Raw genomic sequence first — 26,450 nt, forward strand, 5'->3', positions numbered from 1 at the left:
TGGAGTCGTCCACGCCTGTGTACAGGCCTGGGGAGAACGTGTGGACACGTTCCCCTCGCTGTGCACAGGTGGTGGACAGTGTTGTGGACAACTGGGGATCGGCAGGCAATCTTGCCCCGGGACACGCCTCTGACCTGCAATCACGTTGCCCACCGGCTGTGGACACGAAGAAGGGTGGCCGTCATTTCACCTGCTGGACAGTCATCTCGCTCAGTCGACGGACAGATCCTCGCCCTCGCCCTGCCGGCCCTGGGCGCACTGGTCGCCGAACCACTCTTCGTGCTCGTCGACTCAGCCGTGGTCGGCCACCTCGGCACCGCCCAGCTCGCCGGCCTGTCCCTCGCCTCGACCGTCCTCGTGACCGTCGTCGGTCTGTGCGTGTTCCTCGCGTACGCCACCACGGCCGCGGTCGCGCGCCGCCTCGGAGCGGGCGACTCCCCCGGCGCGCTGCAGGTCGGCATCGACGGGATGTGGCTCGCCCTCGCCCTCGGCTGCGTCCTGGCCGCCGCCACCTGGCTCCTCGCGCCCGCCGCGGCCACCGCTCTCGGCGCCGAGGGCGACGTCGCCACGCACGCCGTCACCTACCTGCGGTGGTCCGCCCCCGGCCTGCCCGGCATGCTCCTCGTGCTCGCCGCCACCGGCGCCCTGCGCGGCCTGCAGGACACCCGCACGCCGCTGGGCGTCGCAGCGACCGGCGCCGTCGTCAACGCCGCCCTCAACGTCGCCCTGGTCTACGGCGTCGGCATGGGCATCGCCGGCTCCGGCCTGGGCACCGCATTGACGCAGCTCGCGATGGCGGGCGCCCTGACGGCGGTCGTCGTGCGCGGAGCCCGAGCGGCGGGCGCCGACGTGCGCCCCGCAGCGGGAGGCGTGTGGCGGCACGTGCGCGCCGGCACACCCCTGCTGGTCCGGACCGTCTCGCTGCGCCTGGCGATCCTGCTGACCGTCTGGGTCGCCACTGGCCTCGGCGCCACGGCTCTGGCCGGGCATCAGGTGGTCAACGCCGTGTGGGGCCTGACGGCCTTCGCCCTCGACGCGCTCGCCATCGCCGCCCAGGCGCTCGTCGGTCACGCGCTCGGTGCCGGCGACGTGCCGGGCACCCGCGCCCTGCTGCGCCGCACACTGCAGTGGGGCGTCGGCGCGGGCGCGGCGATCGGCCTGCTCATCGGCGGACTCGCACCCGTGTACGTCCCCCTGTTCACCACCGACCCCGAGGTCCGACGAGCCGCCGTGACGGCCCTCGTCGTCGCGGCCGTCACACTGCCGATGGCCGGCTGGGTCTTCGTGCTGGACGGCGTGCTCATCGGCGCCGCCGACGGTCGCTACCTCGCGTGGGCGGGCCTCGGCACGCTCGTCGCGTACGCGCCCTGCGCGCTCGCCGTGCACGCCTGGGCGCCCGGTGGAGCTGCCGGGCTCGCCTGGCTGTGGGCCGCCTTCGCCGGCGTCTTCATGCTGGCCCGGGCCCTCACCACCGGCCTGCGGGCCCGCGGCACCGCCTGGATGGTCACGGGCGGGTAGCCGCCGAACGACGAAGCGCCCCGCCCGGCCGGAGCCGAGGGGGCGCTTCGTGTGGTGCGGTGGGCGTCAGCCCGCGACGACCTTGACGGTCAGCGTCGCGGCGACGTCCGCGTGCAGGCGCACGGACACCGTGTACTCGCCGACCGACTTGATCGGCTGACCGATCTCGATCTTGCGCTTGTCGACCGACGGGGCACCGGCAGCCTTGACCGCGTCAGCGATCTCGGCGGTGGTGACGGCACCGAACAGACGGCCGGACTCGCCGGCGTGCGCCGTGACGACGACAGGCTTGGCCTGCAGGGAGTCGCGGATCGCCTTGGCGTCGTCGAGCGTCGCGATCTCGCGGGCCTTGCGGGCCTTACGGATCGCGGTGATGTCCTTCTCGGCACCCTTGGTCCACGGCGTGGCCAGGCTGCGCGGGATGAGGAAGTTCCGGGCGTACCCGTCCTTCACCTCGACGACATCGCCAGGAGCGCCGAGGCCGGTGACCTCGTGCGTGAGGATGATCTTCGCCATTTTCGGTCTCCTTCTCAGCGAGCCGACGACGAGTACGGCAGCAGGGCCATCTCGCGGGCGTTCTTGACGGCACGCGCGATCGCACGCTGCTCCTGCACGGACACACCAGTCACCCGGCGAGCGCGGATCTTCCCGCGGTCGGAGATGAACTTGCGCAGCAGCGCGGTGTCCTTGTAGTCGACGACGTCGATCTTGGCTGCCTTGAGGGGGTTCTGCTTCTTCTTGGGCTTGCGGACCACGGCCTTGGCCATCGTGGTGCTCCTTGTCTGCTGGAGCCCCGGGCGTTGCCGTGCCCGGGGATGGGGATCGCCGGAACCCGAGTGACCTCAGGTCCTGGCTGGGAAGTGCGGGAGGGCGTCGATCAGAACGGGGGCTCGTCCGAGTAGCCGCCGGCACCACCCGCGGGCGTGGCCCACGGGTCGTCCGCCTGGCCACCGGAGGCGTTGCCGCCGCCGCTGAAACCGCCACCACCGTTGAAGCCGCCACCGCCGCTGTTGCCGCCGAAGCCGCCGCCGCCACCCGAGCGCTGGGCCCGGGTGACCTTGGCGGTGGCGTAGCGCAGCGACGGGCCGACCTCGTCGACCTGCAGCTCGACGACGGAGCGCTTCTCACCCTCGCGGGTCTCGTAGCTCCGCTGCACGAGCCGCCCGGTCGCGATGACGCGGGTGCCCTTCGTGAGCGACTCGGCGACCGACTCGGCCGCCTCCCGCCAGATCGAGCAGCGCATGAACAGGGTCTCCCCGTCCTTCCACTCGTTGCTCTGGCGGTCGAAGTTGCGCGGGGTGGAGGCGATGGTGAAGTTCGCGACCGCTGCACCCGAGGGGGTGAAGCGGAGCTCCGGGTCCCCGGTCAGGTTCCCGATCACCGTGATGACGGTCTCACCAGCCATGCCAACTCCTCGCTCGTTCGATCAGTCGGTGGATGGGCGCACGCTACGGGCGTGCACCCACAACGTGCTCAGGCGTCGGCGCGCAGGACCTTGGTGCGCAGGACGACTTCGTTGAGGCCGAGCTGGCGGTCGAGCTCCTTGGCGGTCGCAGGCGTCGCGTGGAAGTCGACGACGGCGTAGATGCCCTCGGCCTTCTTCTTGATGTCGTACGCGAGGCGACGACGACCCCAGATGTCGACCTTGTCGACCGTGCCGCCGTCGTTCTTGATGACGGACAGGTACTTGTCGAGCGACGGGGCGACGGTGCGCTCCTCGATCTCGGGGTCGAGGATGATCATGATCTCGTACTGACGCAGGCTCATACCCACCTCCTCTGGTCTCAGCGGTCACGGTCGGTCCGTGACAGGAGGGTTCTCGTGCGTCGCTGCGCCCTCCGGAACCGCACGTGGTGACACGTGAGGCACAGCGCCGATCGGCGGCACCGGTCGGTGAGCACAGCAAGGAACAACACTACCGGCTGGCCGGACGCCCGGGCGAATCGCCTGGGCAAGCCGACCAGCCGGCACGGACAGGGTCCGGCTACGGCGCGCCTGGGACGGCTGCGGCCGGTGTCGCCGATGGTGTGGGCGTCGGTTGCGGTGCCGGCGTCTCCACCGGCTTCGGACCGAGCGAGATCACCAGCGAGACGCCCGTCCCCGTGTCGACGCTCGTCCCGCTGCCCGGGTCCGTCCTGATGACCCGGCCCTTGGTGACGGTGTCCGAGTACTCCGAGGTCACCACGGGCGAGAGCCCCGCGGCGAGGATCGCCGCGGTCGCGTCGGCCTCGAGCTTGTCGACGAGGTTCGAGGGCACCGCGACCTGCACGGGCGCGGGCGGCTCGGTGGGCACCTCGACCGGGGTCTCGGTGACGGTCGGGGTCGGGGTCGCGGTCGACTTGATGTTCGCGCGGGCCGGGAACTCGGTCACCTTGGCGAACTGCGGCATGTCGAGCACGGGGCCCATGTACGCCGCCCACAGGGCCGAGGGCCAGGTACCACCGGTGATCTCGGTGATGTCCCTGCCGTTCGCCCGCTTGCCGAACGCGGTGATGGTGTCCTGCGACTTGCCGTCCTCGGCCACCTGGCTGAACGCGACGGCCGTGGCCAGCGTCGGGGTGTAGCCGACGAACCACGCCGACTTGTTCTCCGTGGACGTACCGGTCTTGCCGGCCACCGGCTTGCCGAGCGGCTGGACCCACTGCTTGCCGGACCCCACCTCGACGACCTGGGTCATCGCGTAGGTGGCGTCGGCCATCACGTCGGCCTGGAACTGCTGCGAGCGTTCCTCGCCGCCCTGGTAGGCGAGCGTGTCGTCGGTGTTGGTCATCGATCGCACGATGAACGGGTCGGCCTGCCACCCCTGCGCGGCGAAGGTGGCGTAGGCGGCGGCCATGTCCAGCGGGTGCACGCCGGTGGTGCCGAGCACGTTGGCCCGGTTCGACTCGACCGGCGTGGTGATGCCGGCGCGGGTGGCCACGTCGGCGGTCTTCTCGGGCCCCACCTCGATGTTCAGCTGGGCGTAGACCGTGTTGACCGACTGGGCGGTGGACTTCACCAGGTCGATCGAGCCGTAGTCGGTGTTGTCGAAGTTCTTGACCGTCCAGTCACCGAAGGTCTGCGGGCTGGACCCGTCGTACGTCTTCGTCAGCGGGATGCCTGCCTCGAGGCCGGCGACCAGCGCGAACGGCTTGAACGTGGAGCCGGCCTGCACCCCGTCGCCGTAGGTGGCGCGGTTGATGGCGTCCTCGAGGTAGTCCTTGCCGCCGTAGAGCGCCACGATCGCCCCGTCCGCGGGGTCGACGGACGCCACCGCCACCTTCATCCGTTCGTTCGGCACGGCGCCGTCGGCCAGCGTGCCGTCCCAGAGCTGGGTGACCGCGGCCTCGGCGGCGGCCTGCACCGGCTGCTGGATGGTGGTGTGGATCGTGTACCCGCCGCGGTTCAGCTTCTCGTCGGTCATCGAGGGAACCTTGGCGATGAGCTCGTCCCGAACCATCGTCAGCAGGTAGCCGACCGGCCCGCGGTACGTCTCGGAGCGCGTGTACTGGATGACGGGCGGGAACTGCTGCTCGGCCCGCTCGGCCGCGGTGATCCACCCGTCCTCGACCATGATGTCCAGCACGCGGTTCCACCGCTGCTCGGCCTTGTCCGGCTTCACGGCCGGGTCCCAGTTGTTGGGCGACGGGATGATGCCCGCGAGCACGGCCGCCTGCGAGAGCGTGAGGTCGGCGGCGTTGACGCCGAAGTACGACTGCGCGGCCGCCTGGATGCCGTACGAGTCGCGGCCGAAGTAGATGGTGTTGAGGTAGCGCGAGAGGATCTCGTCCTTCGACTCCTGGCGCGAGATCTTCACCGCCAGCAGCGCCTCGTTGAACTTGCCGAGGTAGTCGGAGGTCGTCTTGTTGACGTAGTACCGCTCGACGTACTGCTGCGTCAGCGTCGAGGCGCCCTGGGTGTCGCCGCCGCTGACGTTGTTGAGCAGCGCGCGACCGATGCCCTTGATGTCGACGCCGCTGTTGGTGAAGAACGTGCGGTCCTCGGAGGCGACGACGGCGTTGCCGACGTACTCCGGCAGGGTGCTGAAGTCGACGATCTCGCGCTTCTGCTCCGCGAAGGTGCCCATGACCGCGCCCGGCGTCGTGCTGCCGTCGGCGTTGAGGGTGTCCGCGTAGTACACGGTCGTCGTCTCGGAGAAGATCTCCGCGCTGGGCAGCGGCGGCTGCACCTTGGCGTAGGCGGCCACGAGTGCGCCGGCGACCAGGAACACCCCGGTGAGGAACGAGCCCAGCATGAACCGCCACGAGGGCAGCCACCGGTGCAGCCCCTTGTACCCGGACCGGGGGTAGTCGAAGAAGCGGCGCTTGCCCTTCGGCTCCGGCTGACGCGCCCGTGAGCCGCTGCGCGTCGAGCGGCGCGGCGGCGCCGGCTGCGCGCGTCGGTTCGTGCCTGCCACAACGGTGCCTTCCTGACGACGGCCGGTCGGCGCGCAGCGCGTTCCGGGCGTGCCGAGGTCGGGCGACACGCTCGCCCAGTATGGACGACCTGTCCGCGATGCCCGTGACCTTGGTGTCCGGATCTCGCGGAGCCTTCACACGATCGGCACTGCTTGTGCCGAGGCATCGAACCGACATACTCTGCCGATGTATCAACTCGATACATCGAAGTCGGGCACGGGAAGGTGGTCCAGCATGCGCGGTCGCGCTGACGTGCTGGAACCCGCCATCCTCGGCCTGCTCGCCGAGTCACCCATGCACGGCTACGAGCTGCGCAAGCGGCTCAACCTCGTGCTCGGCTCGTTCCGCGCCCTGTCGTACGGGTCGCTGTACCCGTGCCTCAAGTCGCTGTCCGACCGCGGCTGGATCAACGGCAGCGAGTCGACCGACAGGTCGACCGACGCGCACGTGGCCAGCAAGCGCGCACGCATCGTCTACCAGCTGACCGCCGACGGCAAGGAGCACCTGCAGCAGGTGCTCGCGTCGTCCGGCCCGTCCGCCTGGGAGGACGAGAACTTCGACGTCAGGTTCGCGTTCTTCGCGCAGACCGACGCCGAGACCAGGCTGCGGATCCTCGAAGGCCGGCGCTCGCGCCTCACCGAGCGTCTCGAGACGATCCGCCAGTCCTTCGCCCGCACCCGCGAGCGCATGGACGAGTACACCCTCGAGCTCCAGCAGCACGGCCTCGACCAGGTCGAGCGTGAGGTCCGCTGGCTCGACGGGCTCATCGACAACGAGCGCGGCAACCGGCGCGCCCGTACCTCAGGCACCGGTCGTCCGGCCGCTGCTGACTCCCCTGCTGCCGTGACGGACGAGGACTCCGTCCCGGCGCGCAACACCGAGAAGGAGCGAGGATGACCTCCATCCGCGTCGCCATCGTCGGCGTCGGCAACTGCGCCGCGTCGCTGGTCCAGGGCGTTACCTACTACGCCGACGCCGACCCCCAGGGGAAGGTGCCGGGCCTCATGCACGTCCAGTTCGGCGACTACCACGTCAGCGACATCGAGTTCGTCGCCGCGTTCGACGTGGACGCCAAGAAGGTCGGCTTCGACCTGTCCGAGGCGATCTTCGACTCGGAGAACAACACCATCAAGATCTCCGACGTCCCGCCGCTCGGCGTGACGGTCCAGCGTGGTCACACGCTCGACGGCCTGGGCAAGTACTACTCCCAGACCATCGACGAGTCCGACGCCGAGCCGGTCGACATCGTCGCCGCGCTGCGCGAGGCGCAGGTCGACGTGCTGATCTGCTACCTGCCCGTCGGCTCCGAGGCCGCCGCGAAGTTCTACGCCCAGTGCGCCATCGACGCGAACGTCGCGTTCGTCAACGCCCTGCCCGTGTTCATCGCGTCCGACCCGGAGTGGGCCGCGAAGTTCGAGGCCGCCGGTGTCCCGATCGTCGGCGACGACATCAAGTCGCAGGTCGGCGCGACCATCACGCACCGCGTGCTCGCCCGCCTGTTCGAGGACCGCGGCGTCATCCTGGACCGCACGTACCAGCTGAACGTCGGCGGCAACATGGACTTCAAGAACATGCTCGAGCGTGAGCGCCTGGAGTCCAAGAAGCTCTCGAAGACGCAGGCCGTGACGTCCAACCTCCACGACGGCCCGCTGGCCGGCAAGAAGGAGGACCGCAACGTCCACATCGGCCCGTCGGACTACGTCGCGTGGCTCGACGACCGCAAGTGGGCGTACGTGCGCCTCGAGGGTCGCGCCTTCGGCGAGGTGCCCCTGAACCTGGAGTACAAGCTCGAGGTCTGGGACTCCCCGAACTCGGCCGGCATCATCATCGACGCCCTGCGCGCCGCGAAGATCGCCAAGGACCGTGGCATCGGTGGCCCGATCCTGTCCGCCGCGACCTACTTCATGAAGTCCCCGCCGGTGCAGATGGAGGACAACGAGGGCCGCGCGCAGCTCGAGGCCTTCATCCGCGGCGAGGTGGAGCGCTGATCCGTAGCGAAGCGCAGGACCAGCGCGACCTCAGGTAGAGAGCGCTGATCCTCTGGACCCCGGCGCAGCACGGAGACCCGGTGACCACACGGTCACCGGGTCTCCGGCGTCTGCGGCGGGTGCCGGCGGGCGTCCGGGTGCCGGGTGCGAGGATGAGCCGGTGCAGGTGATCACCGAGCTGCGGACGCTGCTGCGTCTGCCCGACTTCCGCAAGCTGTTCGCCGTGCGCCTCGTGTCGCAGGCCGGTGACGGCATGTTCCAGGTCGGTCTGGCGTCCCTGCTGTTCTTCTCCCCCGAGAGCCAGGGCACCGCTCCGGCCATCGCCGGGGCGTTCGCCGTGATGCTCGCACCGTTCACCATCGTCGGGCCGTTCGCCGGGGTGCTGCTGGACCGGTGGCAGCGCCGCCAGGTGCTCGCCTGGGGGAACGCGGTGCGTCTGGTGATCACCGCAGCCATGGCGCTGCTCATGCTCACCGGGGGCGTCAGCGTGTGGATCTCGGTGCTGGGTCTGGCGGCCCTGTCGGTGAACCGGTTCCTGCTCGCGGGGCTCTCGGCCGGGCTGCCGCGGGTGGTCGACGGGCCGTTGCTGCTCACCGCGAACTCCCTGACGCCCACCCTGGGCGCCGGGGCGACGTTCGTCGGCGGGGGCATCGGGGTGGTGCTCGGCATGACGCTCCAGGAGGGGCGACTGAAGGACTCCGCGGCCCTGCTGTGCGCGGCCGCCGTGTTCGGGGCGGCGTCGCTGCTGGCCCTGCGGATGCCCCGCACGCTGCTCGGCCCGGAGGTGCCGGCCGACGGGGCGATCACGAACGAGCTGGCGCGGGTGGCCCGCGGGCTCGCGGACGGTGCGCGCTACCTGGTGGCACGGCGCACCCCCGGTCAGGCGCTCCTCGTCATGGCCGTGCACCGGTTCCTGTACGGCGTGGTGTTCATCGCCGCGATCCTCATCTCCAGGAACCTGCTGTCCGACCCGGGCGACACCAACGCCGGGCTGGCGACGTTCGCCCTGGTCATCGGGCTGACAGGGGTCGGTGGTGCCGGTGCGGTGGTGCTGACCCCGACGTTGTCGCGGTACACCGGCTCGCACGCGTGGATCGCGATCATGCTGCTGCTCGCCGCGGCCAGCCAGGTGCTGCTGCTGTCCTCGCCGGCCCGGGCCGTGGTGCTCACCGGTGCCACGTTGCTGGGCCTGGCGGCGCAGGGCACCAAGATCGCCGTCGACACGATCGTGCAGCGCGACACCGAGGACACGTTCCGTGGCCGGGCGTTCGCGTTCTACGACGTGCTCTACAACGCGGCGTTCGTCGGTGCGGCCGCGCTGGCGGCGTTCACGCTGCCGGACGAGGGATGGTCGCAGCCCGTGTTCGCCGTGCTGGCCGTCGCCTACGTGCTGACAGCCGGCGTGCTGTGGCGGTGGGGCGCGCGCACCCCGGCACCCGTCGACCTCGCGGCGGAACCCGTCAGGGCGTGACGTCCTCGCGGGTGGCCCACCAGGCGAGCAGCTCCTCGCGTGCGGCGTCCTCGCCGAGCGGCCCGCGCTCCATGCGCAGCTCGAGCAGGTACTTGTAGGCCGTGCCGACCTCACGACCCGGGCCGACGCCGAGGATCTCCATGATCTGCGTGCCGTCCAGGTCGGGACGGATCGCACCGAGCTCCTCCTGCTCGCGCAGCCGGGCGATCCGCACCTCGAGGTCGTCGTAGGCGGCCGACAACCGGGCCGCCTTGCGCACGTTGCGCGTCGTGCAGTCCGAACGGGTCAGCCGGTGCAGACGCTCCAGCAGCGGACCGGCATCGGTCACGTACCGCCGCACCGCCGAGTCGGTCCACCCGCCCTCGCCGTACCCGTGGAACCGCAGGTGCAGCTCGGTGAGCCGGGCCACGGCCTGCACGGTCGCCTTGTCGAACCGCAGCTCCTTGAGGCGCTTCGCGGCGAGCTTGGCGCCGACGACCTCGTGGTGGTGGAAGCTCACGCCGCCGCCGTCCTCGAACCGCCGGGTGCGGGGCTTGCCGATGTCGTGCAGCAACGCAGCCAGGCGCAGCACCAGGTCAGGCCCGGGCACGGCACCGTCCGGGCCGGTCTCCAGCGCGATGGCCTTGTCGAGCACCGTCAACGAGTGCTCGTACACGTCCTTGTGCCGGTGGTGCTCGTCGATCTCCAGGCGCAGCGCAGGCAGCTCGGGCAGCACGTGGTCGGCCAGGCCGGTGTCGACCAGCACCTGCAGTCCCGCCCGGGGCTGGGCGGACATGAGCAGCTTGACCAGCTCGTCGCGGACCCGTTCGGCCGACACGATGGAGATGCGGTCGGCCATGGCCACGATCGCCTCGGTGGCCGCCGGGTCGACCGCGAACCCGAGCTGTGCGGCGAACCGGGCCGCCCGCATCATCCGCAGCGGGTCGTCGTCGAACGAGCGCTGCGGGTCGATCGGGGTGCGCAGCAGACCGCGCGCCAGGTCCGTCAGCCCGTCGAACGGGTCGACGAACGTCAGGTCGGGGACGCGCACCGCCATCGCGTTGACGGTGAAGTCCCGACGGGACAGGTCTCCTTCGAGGCTGTCGCCGAACGCCACGACCGGCTTGCGGGAGGCCGGGTCGTACTCGTCGGAGCGGTACGTGGTGACCTCGACGACCACGTCGGCGCCGCCCGTGCGCGCGTGGCGCATGGCGCCGATGGTGCCGAACTCCCGGCCGATGTCCCAGTGCGCGTCGCCCCAGCGGGCCAGGATCGCCTGGGTCTGGTCGGGTGAGGCGGACGTCGCGAAGTCCAGGTCGGCCGAGACGCGGCCGAGGAACGCGTCCCGCACAGGGCCGCCGACCAGCGACAGCTCGTGGCCCGCGGCGGCGAACAGCCCGCCGAGCTCCATCGCCTCCGGGGCGAGGCCTGCCAGCACGGCCAGCGCACGCTTCTGCAGCGCGAGCACGGCAGCGGCCGAGGTCTCCGGGTCACGGGGGTCGTCGAGGGGCGGCACGACGCCCAAGCCTGCCAGATGGACGAAGTGGTTACAGTGTCGGGCATGTCCAGCCCGGCGCACCCCGACGTGCCCGGTGGCGTTCCCTCGCCACCCGGTGGTCATGCGCTGCGCATCGACGTGCGCGTTCCCCCGGTCCGTCACGTCGGGCCGTTGCCCGTGGTCGACGAGACCTCGGCCGGAGGCATCGTCGTCCGTCAGCAGGGCGGGATCCACCACGCGGCCGTGATCGCGCGGCGCAACCGGGCCGGACGGCTCGAGTGGTGCCTGCCGAAGGGTCACCTCGAGGGCACGGAGACACCCGAGGAGGCCGCCGTCCGCGAGATCGCCGAGGAGACCGGCATCGTCGGCGAGATCCTGCGGCGGCTCGGCGTCATCGACTACTGGTTCAGCGGCGAGGACCGTCGCGTGCACAAGGTCGTGCACCACTTTCTGCTCGCGGCCGTCGGTGGCGAGCTGACCGTCGAGGGCGACCCGGACGGCGAAGCCGAGGACGCCGCCTGGATCCCGGTGGCCGAGCTGCACAGCCGGCTCGCGTACCCCAACGAACGCCGCCTGGCCGAAGCCGCTCTCCTGGTCCTCGTCGGCGACGCATGACCCGATCGCCCCGCACCCCCGCGGGTCTCCTGCACGGACGCACGCACGGCGGCGCCCGTCGTCCTGCGACCTTCCGCGCGCTGCTGGCGGCGGTCGTGGGCCTCCCGCTCCTGGTCGGGCTCGCCACCGGGTCCACCGCCGCGGCGGCACCCGCGCCCGGCACGGTGGCCACCGCCGAGGACGACGCGCTGGCCGTGACCGTGCAGATCACCGCCGTCACCCCCGCTGTGCTCCGGCCCGGTGAGGACCTTGTCGTGCGGGCCACCGTCCGCAACGACGGAGAGACGACGATCGAACGCCCGCAGGCCTCGGTGCTGATCAACCGGGTGCGGTCCACCACCCGCGCCGACCTGCAGGCCTGGACGGACCTTGCGCCCACGGCCGCCGCCGGACGGCGGGTCGTCCAGGACGCGCTGACCGGCCCGCTCGCACCGGGGTCGAGCGCCGTCGTCGAGCTCACGGTGCCGGCCGACGCGATGGGTCTGCTGGAGTACGCCGACGCGTGGGGTCCGCGGGGGCTCGCGGTCGAGGTCAGCGACGGCTCCCGTCGCGTCGGGCTGCAGCGGACGTTCCTGCTCTGGATGACCACGGACGAGCCTGAACCGACCCGCCTGTCGGTGCTGCTGCCCGTCGTCGGGCCCGCCACCACGGGCGCCGGTGAGGCCACCACGACCACCGACGACGGCACGGACCAGGGCACGGACGCCACCGCCGACGCCACCCCGGGCGGGACGACCCCCGAGGAGAGCGCCGCAGCCCAGCAGCTCACCGCCGAGCTCGAGGACCTCACCGGGCCCCAGGGTCGGCTCACCGCGCTCCTGACGATCACCCGCACGCACCCCGGTGTCGGGTGGGCCGTCGACCCCGCCCTGCTCCAGCAGGCCGCCGCCGGCGGCACGCGTGCCCAGGACTGGGTCGAGCAGGTCACCGGCACCCTCACCGGGCGTGACGTGTTCGCGCTGCCCTGGTCCGACCCCGACCTGTCCGCCGCCGCGCACGCCGGCCAGGGCGACCTGGTGGGCGTCGCACGCGACCTGTCAGCAGCCACGTCGACCGACCTGGTCGGCGTCACCCCCCGGACCGACCTGCTCTGGGCGCCCCCGACCGGGACCGACAAGACCACCGCCGCGTTGGCGGCCGAGCTCGGCGCCGGCACCCTGGTGGTCGGACCCGACCTGCTGGCACCCACCGACGAGAAGGTCACCGCCGGTGCACGGGCCGCGGTCGACACCGACTCCGGCAGCATCGCCGCCCTGGTTCCCGACGCCACGCTCGACGCCCTCCTGACGGACCCCACGTCGGTGCAGGCCGGGGCCACGTCGGCCACCACCGTGCAGCGGGTCCTGGCCGAGACCGCGATCGTGTCCCGCGAGGACACCACCGCCGTGCGCCACCTGCTGATCGCACCCGGCCGCGCGTGGCAGCCGGACGTCCCGGCGGTCACCGCCGTCCTCGACGCCCTCGAACGCGCATCATGGGTGCAGGTCACGCCCGTGTCGACACTCATCGGCTCCTCCGACACCGGCGCGGCACGCACCGACCTGCCCGCCTCGGACCGTGCCGAGACAGTCATGCCGGTCGCCGAGGTGCAGGCGCTCACGGCCGCGCACGACGCCGCACAGGCGTTCGCCACGGTGAGCGCGGACCCCGTGACGCTGCTCGCCGGGGTCGATCAGAGCCTCGTCGCACCCCTGGCCGTCGCCTGGCGCGAGGACCCGGCAGGCCGCGCGCTGCTCGTCCAGCAGGCACTGGCCGACACCCGGACGAGGCTGACCGGCCTGACCATCGCGCCGCTCAGCAACGCCAAGATCATCAGCGCCCGGAGCCCCGTGCGGGTCGTGGTGCGCAACGACCTGCCCACCGACGTGACCGTGCAGGTCGAGCTGCGCCCCGCCAAGGCCTGCCTGTCCACCGACGGCCCCGTGACCGCCACGGTCGCCGCCGGCACCGAGGAGACCGTGCCGGTGACCCTGATCGCCGCCGCGAACTGCGACGTCCGGGTCGACGCCGTGCTGACCACGACGACCGGCCAGGTCGTCGCACCGGTCGTCACGTTCGTGGCGTGGGCCTCCCCCACCATCGAGGACGTCGGCACGATCGTCGTGGGCGTCCTGCTCGCCGTCGGGCTGATCCTGGGGGTCGTCCGCACGGTGCGCCGTGGGCAGTCCGCCCGCCGCGGTGCCCGCACCGAGGCCGAGGCCATCGCGACCGGCGGCGTCGCCACCGTCGGTGTGCTCGGCAAGAGCGGCCCGCCCACCGGGGCGACCGCGACCACCCCACCGCACCCCGAGGAGCAACGGTGAGCCAGGCCACGTCCAACGGGGCCCTCGGTCGCGCCTCCGCCGTGATGGCCGCCGGCACGGCCGTCTCCCGTGCGCTCGGCCTGCTGCGCGGCATGGTGCTCGTGGCCGCCATCGGTGCCACCGGCCAGGCCGCCGACGCGTTCGCCGTCGCCAACAAGCTGCCGAACATCCTCTACATGCTCCTGGCCGGCGGTGTGCTGAACGCCGTGCTCGTCCCTCAGGTCGTCCGGGCCTACAAGCGCCACGACGGCCAGGAGTACGTCGATCGGCTGCTCACCCTCGGCTACGTCATCCTCGGTGGCGTCACCGTGGTGCTCATGGCGGTCGCGCCGGTGCTGGTCGGCATCTACTCGAACTCCAAGAACACCGACCAGTACGCCCTGGCCGTCACGTTCGCCTACTGGTGCCTGCCACAGCTGTTCTTCTACGGCGTCTCCGCGCTGCTCGGCCAGGTGCTCAACGCGCGCGGGTCGTTCGGGCCGTACATGTGGGCCCCGGTGGTCAACAACCTGGTCTCGCTCGCGGGCTTCGGGGTGTTCATCGCCGTCTTCGGCAACGCCCGCGAGACCGACGTCAACCTGGCCGCCACGTGGAGCCCCGGGCAGATCGCCCTGCTGGCCGGCTCGGCGACGCTCGGTGTCATTGCCCAGGCAGCCGTGCTGTACCCAGCCATGCGTCACGCCGGGGTGCGCACCCGGTTGCGGTGGGGGGTGCGGGGCTACGGCCTGGGCCGTGCGGGCACGATGGCGTGGTGGACCTTCGTGGGTCTGGCCGTCGGGCAGCTCGGGTACATCGTGGTGTCCCGCGTCGTGAACGAGGCGCCCAGCGCCGCAGGGGCCGGCACGACCGTCGCCGGCAACGCCATCTACGACTACGCGTTCCTCGTCTTCATCCTCCCCCACTCGCTGGTCACGGTCTCCCTCGCGACCGCCCTGTTCACCCGGCTGTCGTCCCAGGCGCACGACGGCGACGTCGATGCCGCCCGGTCGACGTTCTCGCTCGGCATGCGCGTCGTGGGGCTCTTCACCATCCTCGCGACGGCGGTCATCGTCGTGCTGGGCTACCAGGTGAGCCGGCTGATCATCGTCACCGGCACCCCGGCGGAGGCCAGGGCGCTGACCGGCGCGGTGGTCACGATGATCCTCGGCCTGCCGTTCTACGGCGCGTGGTCCATGTGCCAGCGGGTCTACTACGCCTACGAGGACCCCAAGGGCATGGTGCCGATCCAGATCGCCATGGCGGTCGTCGTCCCGCTCGGCACGCTCCTGGCCCAGCAGGTCCTCGATCCCCGCTGGTGGGTCGCGGGCGCGGGCGCGGCGATGAGCCTGTCGTACGCCGTCGGGGCGTTCGCGGCGATCTGGCACCTGCGCGCGCGTCTGGTCCACGTCGACGGCCCCCGGGTGCTGCGCACGCACCTGCAGGCCCTCCTGGGTGCGGTGTTCGCCGCCGGGGTGGGAGCGGCCGTGCTGGCCCTGCTCGGCCTGTCGGACAAGGCGCTCGGCAACCTCGTCACGTGCGTGGTCGTCGGCACGCTCATGTGCGCGGCGTACGGCCTGGCCCTGAAGGCCATGCACGTGCGCGAGCTCGACGACCTGCTGCGCCCGCTGCTGGCCCGGGTGCGCCGACGCCGCTGATCGGGGGCGTCTAGCATGTGCGGTGCCCCGTAGGCCGGGGTTCCCAGACCTGGAGGTGTCGTGAACGAGGTCGTCGGACGAGGCACCGTGCTGGCGGGACGGTACCGGGTGCTCGAGCCCGATACGACGGATCTGCCCGGATCCTCGCTCTGGCAGGGCAACGACCAGATCCTCGACCGGCCCGTGCGCGTGCACCTGCTGCACACCGGCGACGTGCCGCAGGCCCTGGATGCCGCCCGTCGCGCAGCGCTCGTGATCGACCCGCGCCTGGTGCGCGTGCTGGACGTCGGCATGCACGAGGACACCGGCTACGTGGTGACCGAGCAGGTCACGGGCCCCTCGCTCGAGCAGCTCGCCGCGCACGGACCGCTCTCGGCCGACCAGGCGCGCGCCCTCGTCGGCGAGGTCGCCTCCGCGCTCGAGATCGCCCGCCGCCGTGGCGTGCACCACCTCACCCTGCGCCCCTCCGCGGTGCACGTGGCCGCCGACGGCCGTGTGCTCGTCACCGGCCTGGCACTCGACGGTGCCCTGCTCGGGCTCGCCGGTGGCGACGCGCGCAGCACCTCCCGGACGGACGCCGTCTCGCTCGTCCGTGTGCTCTACACGGCCCTCACCGGCCAGTGGCCGTCCGGCGGGCACCTGCCGAACATCCCCGCGGAGCTGCCCAGCGCGCCCGCCACCGAGCAGGGCCCGGTTCCTCCCGCGGACCTCGTCGCCGGGGTGCCCAACGACCTGGACACCTTGTGCGCCGTGACGCTCGGCCCGCACGTCGACGGTCCGCACTCGCCGGGCGAGGTCGTCCGCGAGCTCGAGCCGTGGGGTTCGATCCGCACCGTCGGGCTGCAGCAGGCCGCCGAGACGCTTCCCGCCCAGTCCGGCTGGCCGATCGTGGGCGCGGCCGTGGCCGCGGGTGCTGCCACGGCGGCGGGCACGGTGGAACCCGACTACGACGACGGACCGCCCACCCAGGCCTTCACCCCGCCGCAGGTGCAGCGGCAGTCGGTGCGTGCCACGTTCGCCGAGCAGGCGACGCCCGGCGCGAGCCCGCCCGGCACGCCGCCCCCGGCCACACCGACGAGGGCCAGCGCGTTCGGCCCGGTGGGTGGTACGCGCCCCCCGGTGGTCCCCGCCGCGCAGCCCCCGGCACCGGTCATCCAGGAGCCCGTCTTCCAGGCACCGGCCGCGCCGCCGATGCCGCCCGTCGCCGTGCCGCCGCCGGTCTCTGCGTCCGCGCAGCCCGCCCCGCCCACGTTCGCGCCCGCGTCCTTCGCTCCCATGGGCGCCGGGCCCACGGACGACGACCTGCACTGGGAGGACTTCGGCGCCGGCGAGCCCGCCGCCCCCGCCCGCCGGTCCGACCCGACGCCACTCGTGCTGGGCGCCGTGGTCGTCGTCGTGCTCATCGGGCTCTTCCTGGCCTTCCGCGCACTGTTCGCCGGGAGCGAGGCCGAAGACGTCCCTGCCGCGCAGACCACCTCGCAGGCACCGTCATCGACCCCGGAGGAGACGACCTCCACACCGGGCACGACCCCCACCGCACCGGCTCCCACGGCGGGCGGCACCCCCGTCATCGCCTCCATCCAGTCCATCGACCCGGCCGACAACGACGGCGAGCACCCGGAGGCCGTGGACCTCGCCCGTGATGGTGACCCGTCCAGCGTCTGGTACACGATGACGTACAAGCGGGCCGACTTCGGAGGGCTCAAGCCGGGCGTCGCACTGGTGCTCTCCCTGCAGGAGCAGGCCACCGTGTCGTCCGTGAAGCTGCAGATCAACGGCGCGGGCGGGCACGTTCAGGTGCGGCAGACCGACGCCGCCAACCCCTCGGGCGGCACCCTGCTGGCCGAGGGCGCCCTGGGCCCGGAGACCGTGCTGACGTTCGACCAGCCTGTCGACACCGACACGATCGTGCTGTGGTTCGACGGCCTGGCCACCGCACCCGACGGGGCGTACCGCATCGAGCTGGCGGAGATCACCCTGTCCTGACGCCGACCGACCGCGGCGCCCCGTGCGCGGCCGCCGGTCGGCGCGGCAGAGCGGACCGGAAGTACGGAACAGATCCGGCCTAGGATCCGTTGTGCCGTCCGCACCACCCACCGACCCGAGGGAACCCCTGTGAGCGAGCAGTCCACCACCGTGCACGAGCTGGTGATCGTCGGGTCGGGTCCGGCCGGGTACACCGCGGCGATCTACGCGGGGCGTGCGGGTCTGGCGCCGGTGGTGGTGGCCGGGTCGGTGACCGCCGGTGGGGCGTTGATGAACACCACCGAGGTGGAGAACTTCCCGGGGTTCCCTGACGGGATCCAGGGGCCGGAGCTGATGGAGAACCTGCAGAAGCAGGCCGAGCGGTTCGGTGCGCAGATCCTGTGGGACGACGTGACCTCGCTCGAGCTGACCGGTGAGGTCAAGACGATCGTCACCGGTGGTGGCGAGCGGTTCTTGGCACGGGCGGTGATCCTGGCGACGGGGTCGGCGTACCGCGAGCTGGGTCTGCCCGACGAGCACCGCCTGTCGGGGCGGGGGGTGTCGTGGTGCGCGACGTGTGACGGGTTCTTCTTCCGTGACCAGCACATCGTGGTCGTCGGCGGAGGCGACTCGGCGGTCGAGGAGGCCACGTTCCTGACCCGGTTCGGCTCGAAGGTGACCATGGTGCACCGTCGTGACCAGCTGCGGGCCTCGAAGATCATGGCCGACCGGGCCGCCGCGGACCCGAAGATCGAGTTCGCGTGGAACAGCGAGGTCGTGGGCATCTCCGGCACCGAGAAGGTCACCGGTGTGACGCTGCGCGACACCCTGACGGGTGAGACGCGTGAGGTGGAGGCCGGTGCGGTGTTCGTCGCGATCGGTCACGTGCCGCGCTCGGAGCTGCTGGTCGGGCAGGTCGACCTGGACGAGAACGGGTACGTGAAGGTTCTCGGGCGCACCACGGCCACGAACCTGCCCGGGGTGTTCGCCTGCGGTGACCTGGTCGACCACTCCTACCGGCAGGCCATCACCGCCGCCGGCACCGGCTGCTCCGCCGCCCTGGACGCCCAGCACCACCTCGCCGGACTCACCCCCCTCGACTGACGCACCGCTCACCCCGCACCGCTCACGTCCCGAGGAGGACTCCATGCTCGACGTCACCGACAGCACGTTCCGCACCGAGGTGCTCGAGTCGGACGTGCCCGTGCTCGTCGACTTCTGGGCCGAGTGGTGCGGCCCGTGCCGGCTGGTGGCGCCGGTGCTCGAGGAGCTCGCCGGGCAGTACGCGGGTCGCGTGAAGATCGTGAAGCTCGACACCGAGAGCAACCCGCAGGTCACCGCGGACTACGGGGTCGTCTCGATCCCCACGCTGAACATCTACGCCGGTGGCGAGCTCGTCCGCTCGGTCATCGGCGCGCGACCCAAGTCGGTCATCGCGGAGGAGATCGAGGGCGCGCTCGCCGAGCTCTGACCGGACGCTCGGACCTGCGCCTGCCGGGGAACACTCCGTGGAAGCGCGACCGGGCAGCCCGCGCACCGTGCCAGACTGAAGGGCATGTCAGAGCAGCAGCCGCCCGTGCGCACGACGTCGGGCCACCACCCCACGTCCTCCGCCGCGGCCGGCACGCGGCTCGACCCCTGGCTCGGCGCCTACGCCGACCGCACCCATGCGATGCGGTCCTCCGAGATCCGGGCCCTGTTCGCCGTCGCGAACCGCCCGGAGGTCGTCTCCCTCGCCGGCGGCATGCCGTTCCTCGAGGGGCTGCCCCTCGACGACCTGGCCGACCTGGCCGCCCGGACCGTGGCGTCCCGCGGGCTCACCGCCCTGCAGTACGGCTCCGGCCAGGGCGACGAGGGTCTGCGCGAGCAGATCCTCGACCTCATGCGGCTCGAGGGCATCGAGGCGCACCCGGACGATGTCGTCGTCACGACCGGCTCCCAACAGGCGCTCGACCTCGTGACCAGGATCTTCGTCGACCCGGGCGACGTCGTGGTGGCCGAGGCACCGTCCTACGTCGGTGCCCTGGGTGTGTTCCGGGCGTACGAGGCCGAGGTCGTGCATGTCCCGATCGACGCCGACGGGCTCGTACCCGAGCTGCTCGACGAGACCCTCACCGCGCTGGCGCGTGCGGGCCGGCGGGTCAAGCTCCTCTACACCGTGCCGAACTTCCACAACCCGGCCGGCGTGTCGATCTCCCTCGAACGGCGCCCCCGCATCCTGGAGATCGCCGCCCGGCACGGTGTGCTCGTGCTCGAGGACAACCCGTACGGGCTCCTCGGGTTCGACGGCGAACCGCTCCCGGCCATGCGGTCGATGAGCGAGGACGGTGTGGTCTACCTCGGTTCGTTCTCCAAGACCTTCGCCCCCGGCTACCGGGTCGGTTGGGCTGTCGCCCCGCACGCCGTCCGCGAGAAGCTGGTCCTGGCCAGCGAGTCCGCCATCCTGTGCCCGTCGAACGCCTCACAGCTGGCCATCAGCGCCTACCTGCAGAACTTCGACTGGCGTGGGCAGATCAAGGCCTACCGGGAGCAGTACCGCGAGCGGCGCGACGCCATGGTCGGCGCCCTGGCCGAGCACATGCCCGATGCCACGTGGACCGTGCCCGACGGCGGCTTCTACACCTGGGTCCGGCTCCCCGACGGGCTCGACGCGAAGGACATGCTGCCGCGCGCCGTGACCGCGCGGGTCGCGTACGTGCCGGGTACGGCCTTCTACTTCGACGGGTCGGGCGCCGATCACATGCGTCTGTCGTTCTGCTTCCCCACACCTGAGCGGATCCGGGAAGGGGTGCGGCGTCTGGCCGGTGTGGTGCGCGGCGAGCGCGAGCTCGTCGAGCTGTTCGGCACGAGTGCTGGCGTGGCACGGGAGTCGGTGCAGGCACCCGGTCCGGACCTCGCGTGACCCTCTCCCCTCGGGTCGCCGTGCTGGCCGGTGGCCTCTCCCACGAGCGGGACGTGTCGTTGCGTTCGGGTCGTCGCGTCGCCGAGGCGCTGCGGTCCGCGGGTGTCGAGGTCACCGTGCACGACGTCGACTCCGACCTCGTCCCCGCGCTGACCCAGCTGCGACCCGATCTGGTGTGGCCGCTGCTGCACGGGGCGAGCGGTGAGGACGGGTCGGTCCGTGACGTGGTGCGGTTGCTGGGCCTGCCGGTGCTGGGCACGGACCCGCGGGCCAGTCGGGTGGCTTGGAGCAAGCCGATCTCCAAGACGGTGGTGGCGCGGGCCGGCGTCCGGACGCCGGACTTCGTGACCCTCCCCCAGTCCCTGTTCCACGAGCTGGGCGCCGACCAGGTGCTCGAGCTGCTCGATGCGCGGCTCGGGCTGCCGCTGATGGTCAAGCCGTCGCGCGGAGGCTCGGCACTCGGCGTGAGCCTCGTGACGGCGCACGACGAGCTGCCGCGGGCGATGGTCGACTGCTTCTCGTACTCGGACACGGCACTGGTCGAACGAGCAGTCGTCGGGACCGAGGTCGGTGTCAGCGTCATCGACATCGGTGGCGGTCCGGTCGCCCTGCCGGCGGTGGAGATCGTGACCGACGGCCCGTACGACTACGACGCCCGCTACAACCCGGGTCGCACCGAGTACTTCGCGCCCCCGCGGCTCCCGGAGGACCTGGGGCGTCGCGTCGGCGAGGTCGCCGTCGCCGCGCACCGGGCCCTGGGTCTGGCGCGTGTCTCGCGCACCGATCTGATCGTGGACGAGTCCGGCGAGGTGTGGTTCCTGGAGGTCAACACGGCCCCCGGGATGACCGAGACGTCGCTGTTTCCCCAGGCAGCAGAGGCCGCTGGGCACAACCTTGGCGAGTTGTACCGATCGCTGGTGCTGGCTTCTCTGAACGCTTGATCAGCGACTGGCCGACCGATCAGAACCGCCTGAAAACGCCTCAAGTCGGGCAGGCGGGCACGACGAGCGGCAGACCGCCCGGCCATGTCACCGGCGCAGCAGACCCGGGTCCTCGGGCGCCAGGCTCTCGAGGATGCGGTTGAGGTCCTGGACCGACGCGAACTCCACCGTCAGCCGGCCGCGGGACTTGCCGAGCGTCACCTTGACCCGCGTCTCGAACCGGTCCGACAGTCGAGAGGCCAGGTCGTCCAGCGCCTCGTTGCGCACACCCGCGCGCGGCGGGGTACGACGGGCCGGGGACTCCGCATCGCCACCGAGCGAGACGATCTCCTCGACGGCACGAACCGACAGGCCTTCCGCGACGATCCGCTGCGCGAGCCGCTCGATCGCCGCACCGTCACCCAGACCCAGCAGGGCCCGCGCGTGACCGGCCGAGAGCACACCGGCCGCGACCCGGCGCTGCACCAGCGGCGGCAGCTTGAGCAGACGCAGCGTGTTCGAGATCTGCGGGCGCGAACGGCTGATCCGGGATGCCAGCTCCTCGTGCGTGCACCCGAAGTCGTCCAGCAGCTGCTGGTAGGCAGCCGCCTCCTCGAGCGGGTTCAGCTGCGCACGGTGCAGGTTCTCCAGCAGCGCATCGCGCAGCAGGTCGCCGTCCTCCGTCTCGCGCACGATCGCCGGGATCGTGTCGAGCCCGGCGGCCTGCGTCGCGCGCCACCGCCGCTCCCCCATGATCAGCTCGAAGCCGTCACCGACGTCGCGGACCACGATGGGCTGCAGAACGCCGATCTCACGGATCGACCCCACGAGCTCCTCGAGCGCGTCCTCGTCGAAGACCGTCCGCGGCTGGCGAGGGTTGGGGCGGATCTGGTCGACCGGGAGCTCGGCGAACCGTGCACCGGGGACCGGCAGCAGGCCGCCGTCGTCAGTCGCCACGGCCCCGTCGGTGACGGCCGGCGTCGGCTGCTCCCCCGCACGCGACTCGGAGACGGTGGTCGATGCGGCACCGTCGCCGGGCGTTGTCGCACCGTCCTCGCCGGCACCGCTCGCGGCACCGACGCGCTCGATCGTCGCCGTCGCCGCGGAAGCCGACGGCTCACCGAAGAACACGTCTGCGGGTCGATCACCGGTCGGTCGCTGGCCGTCGAGCCCCTGGGGGATCAGCGCACCGAGCCCCCGGCCGAGGCCGCGTCGCTTCTCGCTCACTGCTCCTCCTGCGTCACTGTCGCGGCGACCACGGGCTGCCCGTACGCCGGTGTCTCGCCGATGTTCGTGTCTTCAGTCGTGCCGACCCCGCGCTCCGCCAGCTCACGCGCGGCTTCCAGGTACGCGAGTGCGCCGGACGATCCGGGATCGTAGGTCATGACCGTCTGCCCATAGCTCGGCGCCTCCGAGATGCGGACGGACCGCGGCACCGTGGTGCGCAACGTCCGCTCCGGGAAGTGCGTGCGGACCTCGGTGGCGACCTGCTGCGCCAGGTTGGTCCGGGCGTCGTACATGGTCAGCAGGATCGTGGAGACGTGCAGATCCGGGTTCAGGTGCGCCTGGATCAGCTGGATGGTCTTGAGCAGCTGGCTCAGACCCTCAAGGGCGTAGTACTCGCACTGAATCGGGATGAGCACCTCGCGTGCGACCACGAACGCGTTCACCGTCAGCAGCCCAAGGCTGGGCGGGCAGTCGACCAGCACGTAGTCGATGCGTTCCTGGCCCGAGTCGATCCGCTGCTGCAGGTACGCGTCCAGTGCGTTCCGCAGGCGCGTCTCGCGCGCCACCATCGAGACGAGCTCGATCTCCGCGCCGGACAGGTCGATGGTCGCCGGCAGGCACCACAGGTTCGGGATGTCGGCGCTCTGCTGCACCGCGTCGGCCATCGGTGCGCTCTCGACGAGCACCTCGTAGATGGACGGGGTGCCCGCTCGGTGGTCGATGCCCAGTGCGGTCGATGCGTTGCCCTGCGGGTCGTTGTCGAGCACGAGGACGTTCAGTCCTGCCTGTGCGAGCGCCGCCGCCATGTTCACGGTGGTCGTCGTCTTGCCGACGCCACCCTTCTGGTTGGCCACCGTGATCACGCGCGTCTGATCGGGGCGCGGGAAGCGACGGCCACGCAGCTCGATGCGGCGACGCGCGTCCTGCTGCAGCTGGGCCATCAGCGGGGTGTCGTCGTCGACGGAGGGGAGGCTCTGGACGAGCGCGGCGCGGCGCTGCTCATCCGGGTCGAGAGTGTTCACCGTGCTCTGGGCTCCGTCGTGATCGTCTGTCCGTGGTGTCGGCAGGAGGGTGCTGTCCGGTGGGTGCGCACCGGGGGCGTGATCAGCCTCGTCGTGGGTGCTGCTGTTCCCGCTGCCATGCAAGAGGTTGCTCATCTGTGTGCCGGTGCCGCCTACCGACGGTGCATCCTCCCACGCGCCGACACCGCTTCCTTGGGTCATCGGGGCGGGAGGCGCGCCTGTTTCACGTGAAACGGCGCTCTCTACGGCCGAGGTCTCGGTGTTCCCTCCGTCGATCTCAGGAGAGGGCTCGTCGTGGTTCACGCGGTGGCCACCCAGGCCTGAGGCATCTTCCGTCGGTGACACGAGCACCTCGGAGGACACAGGCGGCAACGCCATGATCGACGGCGGTGGGTCAGCGACGGGCGGCCACGGACTGGCTGTCGTCTGCACCGCTGGCCGCTGGGCCTCCTCGGCTGCGCGGCGCCGCTTCCGTCCGAACATCTCAGGCGGCCTTCCGCACGGCCCGCACCACGCGCGTCTCCTCGACACCAGGGATCGTCGGAGCCGCGAGGACCTCGACGCTCTCGACCCGCTGCTTACGCGCCGCCTTCAAGCCGGCCTCGATCTCTTCCTCGGCACGACCACCCTTGAGAGCCACCAGCACTCCCCTGGGGCGCAGGAGTGGCATCGACCAGGCGTAGAGCTTGTCCATCGCAGCCACCGCACGGGCCGTCACCGCATCCGCGACGATCTCTCCGTGCACCTCTTCCGCCCGCGCGCGACGCACGACCACGTTGTCGAGCTGCAGAGCAGTGGCGACCTCACCAAGCCAGTCGGTCCGTCGTTCCATCGGCTCGAGCAGCACGACCTCCGCCTCGGGGCGCATCGCCGCGACCACGATCCCCGGCAGGCCTGCCCCGCTACCGAGGTCGACGATCCGACCGACCACGGGGAGGAACTGCACCACCGCCGCCGAGTTCAGGAGATGGCGTGACCACAGGCGGTCCAGCTCTCGTGGCCCGATGAGCCCGCGCAGCACGCCTTCACGGACCAAGAGGTCATGGAAGCCCTGCACCGCCGGCCACGCGTCGCCGAAGTAGTCCGCGACCCGCGGATCGCCCTGCCACGGATCGTCCTGGGGATCCGGGTGGGTGTCCGCAACCACGGGCTCTCCTGCCTGTTCCACGTGAAACATGTCGTCATGGGGTCCGTAGCCGCGCCCGACCCCTGCTGTCCGTCGACACGACCCGTCATGGACGGCCGCGACGCCCCACCGTACCGCGCGACGAGTCACTCCCCGCGAGTCCCACACCGGGCGCGGGTATCGACTCCACGCTGCACGGATGGCACGGCAAGGCAGAGGCGAGGCTTCGCGCCCACGCTCCACCACATCGACCCTCTGTCCGTCGATGCCTGGTGCGAGTCCAGCGGTCCCGACCTGGTGCGTGACGTGCGGCCCACCCTTCGACCCTGTCCCCCCGGCGGCCTCACCCGAGGCTCTCGAACACACCGCACACGTCCCCGCGCGTGCCACGGACGCCCGTTTCACGTGAAACACAGCGCGCCGACGGGCGAGCCCGCCGGAGGCGAGTCGTGCACATCGACACCTGGCGCGCCGGCAACCGGTGGGGTGCACCGTTCTCTCCTCCCCGGTGCCATCTGTCATCGCTCGGACGACTGACCGGTCCGGTCGACGATGGGCGACGGCGGTGCGCGACAGCCCGGATGGGGCGCCAGACAGTCCGGCTCAGCAGACATGCGCTCAGCCCCGAGGAGCACCGAGATGTGCCGACGCGACGCCCGACCGCGACGAGTGCACCCGTGTCCGCAGGCGGTGGTCAATTCCCTCCCGAGGTGTGCGGCGTAGTTCCGCTCGTACCACCACGCCCGTCTCCCGTCGTCGGCCGCCCCATCCGCAGGCTCGTCTGCCCCTCGATCCCACAGTCGGATGCGACCCGACAAGGAACCACTCACCACCCATGGACCCCGGTCGGCGCATCTCGTCCTGACCCGTGACCGCGCGCGGGTTTCACGTGAAACACATCGCGTGACAAGCCCTCACGCGCGCCCGCTCGCGCCGACCCAGCCGATGCGCGGACGAGAGCCCCACGAGCCGACCAGCCACCGCCCCCGCGACAACGTGCGGGGGCGGTGGCTGGGGGCATCGCGTCGGGAAGCGCTGGCGCCCGCCAGGCGCCCGTACACGCCCACTGCGCACGGGCGAGTCCTCGACGTCCCGCCACCGTCGCGCATCGCCGCGGATCGCCCGTCAACACAGCGCACATGGTTCCGGCTCGACCGTCGCACTCCACCTCGTGCCCGCCGGCCCGCCGCCGACGGAGTTCCTGACGTCGTCGGTCGGCGAGAGGCGCCGTCGGCTCCCCGCACGCGATACCCACGGGGGCGTCGCCAGGTGCCGGCACCCGGGTTTCACGTGAAACACGTGCCGCTCGCACGCCCGTCGGACTCCGCTTCGCGCCAGGTTCAGAGCCATGCGACGGAGCCGCCGTGATGGTGCCGTGGACCATCGCCCTGGCTGAGCCCGGCCGACCGACCTCAAGGAGGTGCCCGAGCGGCACACACGCCCACTCCCCCAGCCGCGACCGATCGCCTCGCAACGGATCCCCAGGCGGCCACTCCCCACCCGCACCCGCACGAGGCGACCGACCACCACACCCACCGCGGCCACGCAAGGCAGCCAGGAACCCTGGAGCTTGTATGGCCACGCTGCGCTGTGGGCAGGTCACCCCGGACTGTGACCGCACCCGGAGTCGCCGTCGCTCTGCTTCGACACGCGACCGGGCATCGGTCGGTCTCGCCCGGAGGCGTCGGGTACGAGACCGCCACCGACCCGACGGATCGCCTCCGCCCGGCAGGCCACGGCACACGCCCAGGCGGACCCGGCGACGGACGATGTGAGGACTGCGGGCGGGGAATCGACTCGCCCGAGCTCGCCACCGGTCACAGCCCGCTGCCGAGCGTCCACCGGAGTCGAATCCCGGTGCCCGGGTGCGCGACCGGGCGCGGTA

Annotated in this window: 21 protein-coding genes; 12 read left to right on the forward strand and 9 right to left on the reverse strand. The window is 71.7% G+C overall.

Annotated elements, in window-relative coordinates; translation table 11 throughout:
• Positions 1–156: 156 nt before the first annotated feature.
• Positions 157–1,518 carry an MATE family efflux transporter gene (locus ACTHAM_RS01250; protein WP_440684181.1) on the forward strand — a complete coding sequence of 454 codons (1,362 nt, stop codon included), beginning with the start codon at positions 157–159 and terminating at the stop codon, positions 1,516–1,518.
• Positions 1,519–1,584: 66 nt separating this feature from the next.
• Here the strand turns inward: ACTHAM_RS01250 and rplI are convergent, their stop codons facing one another.
• The 5 genes from rplI to ACTHAM_RS01275 form a co-directional block, all read right to left on the reverse strand.
• Entirely contained in the window at positions 1,585–2,034 is a 450-nt protein-coding gene (rplI, locus tag ACTHAM_RS01255; protein ID WP_440683944.1) for a 50S ribosomal protein L9, read from the reverse strand.
• Positions 2,035–2,048: 14 nt separating this feature from the next.
• Positions 2,049–2,285 (reverse strand): 30S ribosomal protein S18, encoded by a 237-nt coding sequence (gene rpsR / locus ACTHAM_RS01260; RefSeq protein ID WP_028051084.1) that lies wholly within the window; start codon positions 2,283–2,285, stop codon positions 2,049–2,051.
• Positions 2,286–2,395: 110 nt separating this feature from the next.
• A complete protein-coding gene (locus tag ACTHAM_RS01265) occupies positions 2,396–2,923 on the reverse strand; it encodes a single-stranded DNA-binding protein (RefSeq protein ID WP_440683947.1) in 528 nt (175 codons plus the stop codon).
• 68 nt (positions 2,924–2,991) lie between these two features.
• Positions 2,992–3,285: a 30S ribosomal protein S6 gene (gene rpsF / locus ACTHAM_RS01270; protein ID WP_146954662.1), complete on the reverse strand. Its 294-nt coding sequence runs from the start codon at positions 3,283–3,285 to the stop codon at positions 2,992–2,994.
• A 217-nt stretch (positions 3,286–3,502) separates the two neighbouring features.
• Positions 3,503–5,914, reverse strand: a complete 2,412-nt coding sequence (locus ACTHAM_RS01275) for a transglycosylase domain-containing protein (RefSeq protein WP_440683949.1) — start codon at positions 5,912–5,914, stop codon at positions 3,503–3,505.
• A gap of 235 nt (positions 5,915–6,149) precedes the next feature.
• Here ACTHAM_RS01275 and ACTHAM_RS01280 point away from each other — a divergent pair, with 235 nt between their 5' ends.
• The 3 genes from ACTHAM_RS01280 (at position 6,150) to ACTHAM_RS01290 (ending at position 9,374) form a co-directional block, all read left to right on the forward strand.
• Positions 6,150–6,812: a helix-turn-helix transcriptional regulator gene (locus tag ACTHAM_RS01280; protein WP_440683951.1), complete on the forward strand. Its 663-nt coding sequence runs from the start codon at positions 6,150–6,152 to the stop codon at positions 6,810–6,812.
• Positions 6,809–7,903, forward strand: a complete 1,095-nt coding sequence (locus tag ACTHAM_RS01285; RefSeq protein WP_440683953.1) for an inositol-3-phosphate synthase — start codon at positions 6,809–6,811, stop codon at positions 7,901–7,903. The genes ACTHAM_RS01280 and ACTHAM_RS01285 overlap by 4 nt, the downstream gene beginning before the upstream one ends.
• Positions 7,904–8,063: 160 nt before the next feature.
• Positions 8,064–9,374 carry an MFS transporter gene (locus ACTHAM_RS01290; RefSeq protein ID WP_440683955.1) on the forward strand — a complete coding sequence of 437 codons (1,311 nt, stop codon included), beginning with the start codon at positions 8,064–8,066 and terminating at the stop codon, positions 9,372–9,374.
• Here the strand turns inward: ACTHAM_RS01290 and ACTHAM_RS01295 are convergent.
• Entirely contained in the window at positions 9,364–10,821 is a 1,458-nt protein-coding gene (locus ACTHAM_RS01295) for a CCA tRNA nucleotidyltransferase (protein ID WP_440684182.1), read from the reverse strand. The genes ACTHAM_RS01290 and ACTHAM_RS01295 overlap by 11 nt on opposite strands.
• A 93-nt stretch (positions 10,822–10,914) precedes the next feature.
• Here ACTHAM_RS01295 and ACTHAM_RS01300 point away from each other — a divergent pair, with 93 nt between their 5' ends.
• From ACTHAM_RS01300 to ACTHAM_RS01335, 8 genes are all read left to right on the forward strand, one after another.
• On the forward strand, positions 10,915–11,466 hold the full coding sequence (locus ACTHAM_RS01300; RefSeq protein ID WP_440683956.1) for an NUDIX hydrolase: 552 nt from the start codon (positions 10,915–10,917) through the stop codon (positions 11,464–11,466).
• Positions 11,463–13,769: a DUF6049 family protein gene (locus ACTHAM_RS01305; protein ID WP_440683957.1), complete on the forward strand. Its 2,307-nt coding sequence runs from the start codon at positions 11,463–11,465 to the stop codon at positions 13,767–13,769. The genes ACTHAM_RS01300 and ACTHAM_RS01305 overlap by 4 nt, the downstream gene beginning before the upstream one ends.
• Entirely contained in the window at positions 13,766–15,403 is a 1,638-nt protein-coding gene (murJ, locus tag ACTHAM_RS01310) for a murein biosynthesis integral membrane protein MurJ (RefSeq protein ID WP_440683958.1), read from the forward strand. Before ACTHAM_RS01305 ends, murJ begins: the two co-directional genes overlap by 4 nt.
• 60 nt (positions 15,404–15,463) lie before the next feature.
• Positions 15,464–17,389: a protein kinase family protein gene (locus tag ACTHAM_RS01315; RefSeq protein WP_440683959.1), complete on the forward strand. Its 1,926-nt coding sequence runs from the start codon at positions 15,464–15,466 to the stop codon at positions 17,387–17,389.
• Between the two features lie 129 nt (positions 17,390–17,518).
• On the forward strand, positions 17,519–18,472 hold the full coding sequence (trxB, locus tag ACTHAM_RS01320; protein WP_440683960.1) for a thioredoxin-disulfide reductase: 954 nt from the start codon (positions 17,519–17,521) through the stop codon (positions 18,470–18,472).
• A 43-nt stretch (positions 18,473–18,515) separates the two neighbouring features.
• On the forward strand, positions 18,516–18,839 hold the full coding sequence (gene trxA, locus ACTHAM_RS01325) for a thioredoxin (protein ID WP_440683961.1): 324 nt from the start codon (positions 18,516–18,518) through the stop codon (positions 18,837–18,839).
• Between the two features lie 84 nt (positions 18,840–18,923).
• On the forward strand, positions 18,924–20,270 hold the full coding sequence (locus ACTHAM_RS01330; protein WP_440683962.1) for a PLP-dependent aminotransferase family protein: 1,347 nt from the start codon (positions 18,924–18,926) through the stop codon (positions 20,268–20,270).
• Positions 20,267–21,211 (forward strand): D-alanine--D-alanine ligase family protein, encoded by a 945-nt coding sequence (locus tag ACTHAM_RS01335; protein ID WP_440683963.1) that lies wholly within the window; start codon positions 20,267–20,269, stop codon positions 21,209–21,211. Before ACTHAM_RS01330 ends, ACTHAM_RS01335 begins: the two co-directional genes overlap by 4 nt.
• 87 nt (positions 21,212–21,298) lie before the next feature.
• On the opposite strand, the gene ACTHAM_RS01340 is transcribed toward ACTHAM_RS01335, so the two are convergent.
• From ACTHAM_RS01340 to rsmG, 3 genes are all read right to left on the reverse strand, one after another.
• Positions 21,299–22,417: a ParB/RepB/Spo0J family partition protein gene (locus ACTHAM_RS01340; RefSeq protein ID WP_440683964.1), complete on the reverse strand. Its 1,119-nt coding sequence runs from the start codon at positions 22,415–22,417 to the stop codon at positions 21,299–21,301.
• A complete protein-coding gene (locus ACTHAM_RS01345) occupies positions 22,414–23,742 on the reverse strand; it encodes a ParA family protein (protein WP_440683965.1) in 1,329 nt (442 codons plus the stop codon). The genes ACTHAM_RS01340 and ACTHAM_RS01345 overlap by 4 nt, the downstream gene beginning before the upstream one ends.
• A gap of 181 nt (positions 23,743–23,923) precedes the next feature.
• Positions 23,924–24,733, reverse strand: a complete 810-nt coding sequence (gene rsmG, locus ACTHAM_RS01350) for a 16S rRNA (guanine(527)-N(7))-methyltransferase RsmG (RefSeq protein ID WP_440683966.1) — start codon at positions 24,731–24,733, stop codon at positions 23,924–23,926.
• Positions 24,734–26,450: the final 1,717 nt, after the last annotated feature.

The sequence above is a fragment of the Cellulomonas soli genome, assembly GCF_052036975.1.
Taxonomy (GTDB): domain Bacteria; phylum Actinomycetota; class Actinomycetes; order Actinomycetales; family Cellulomonadaceae; genus Cellulomonas; species Cellulomonas soli_A.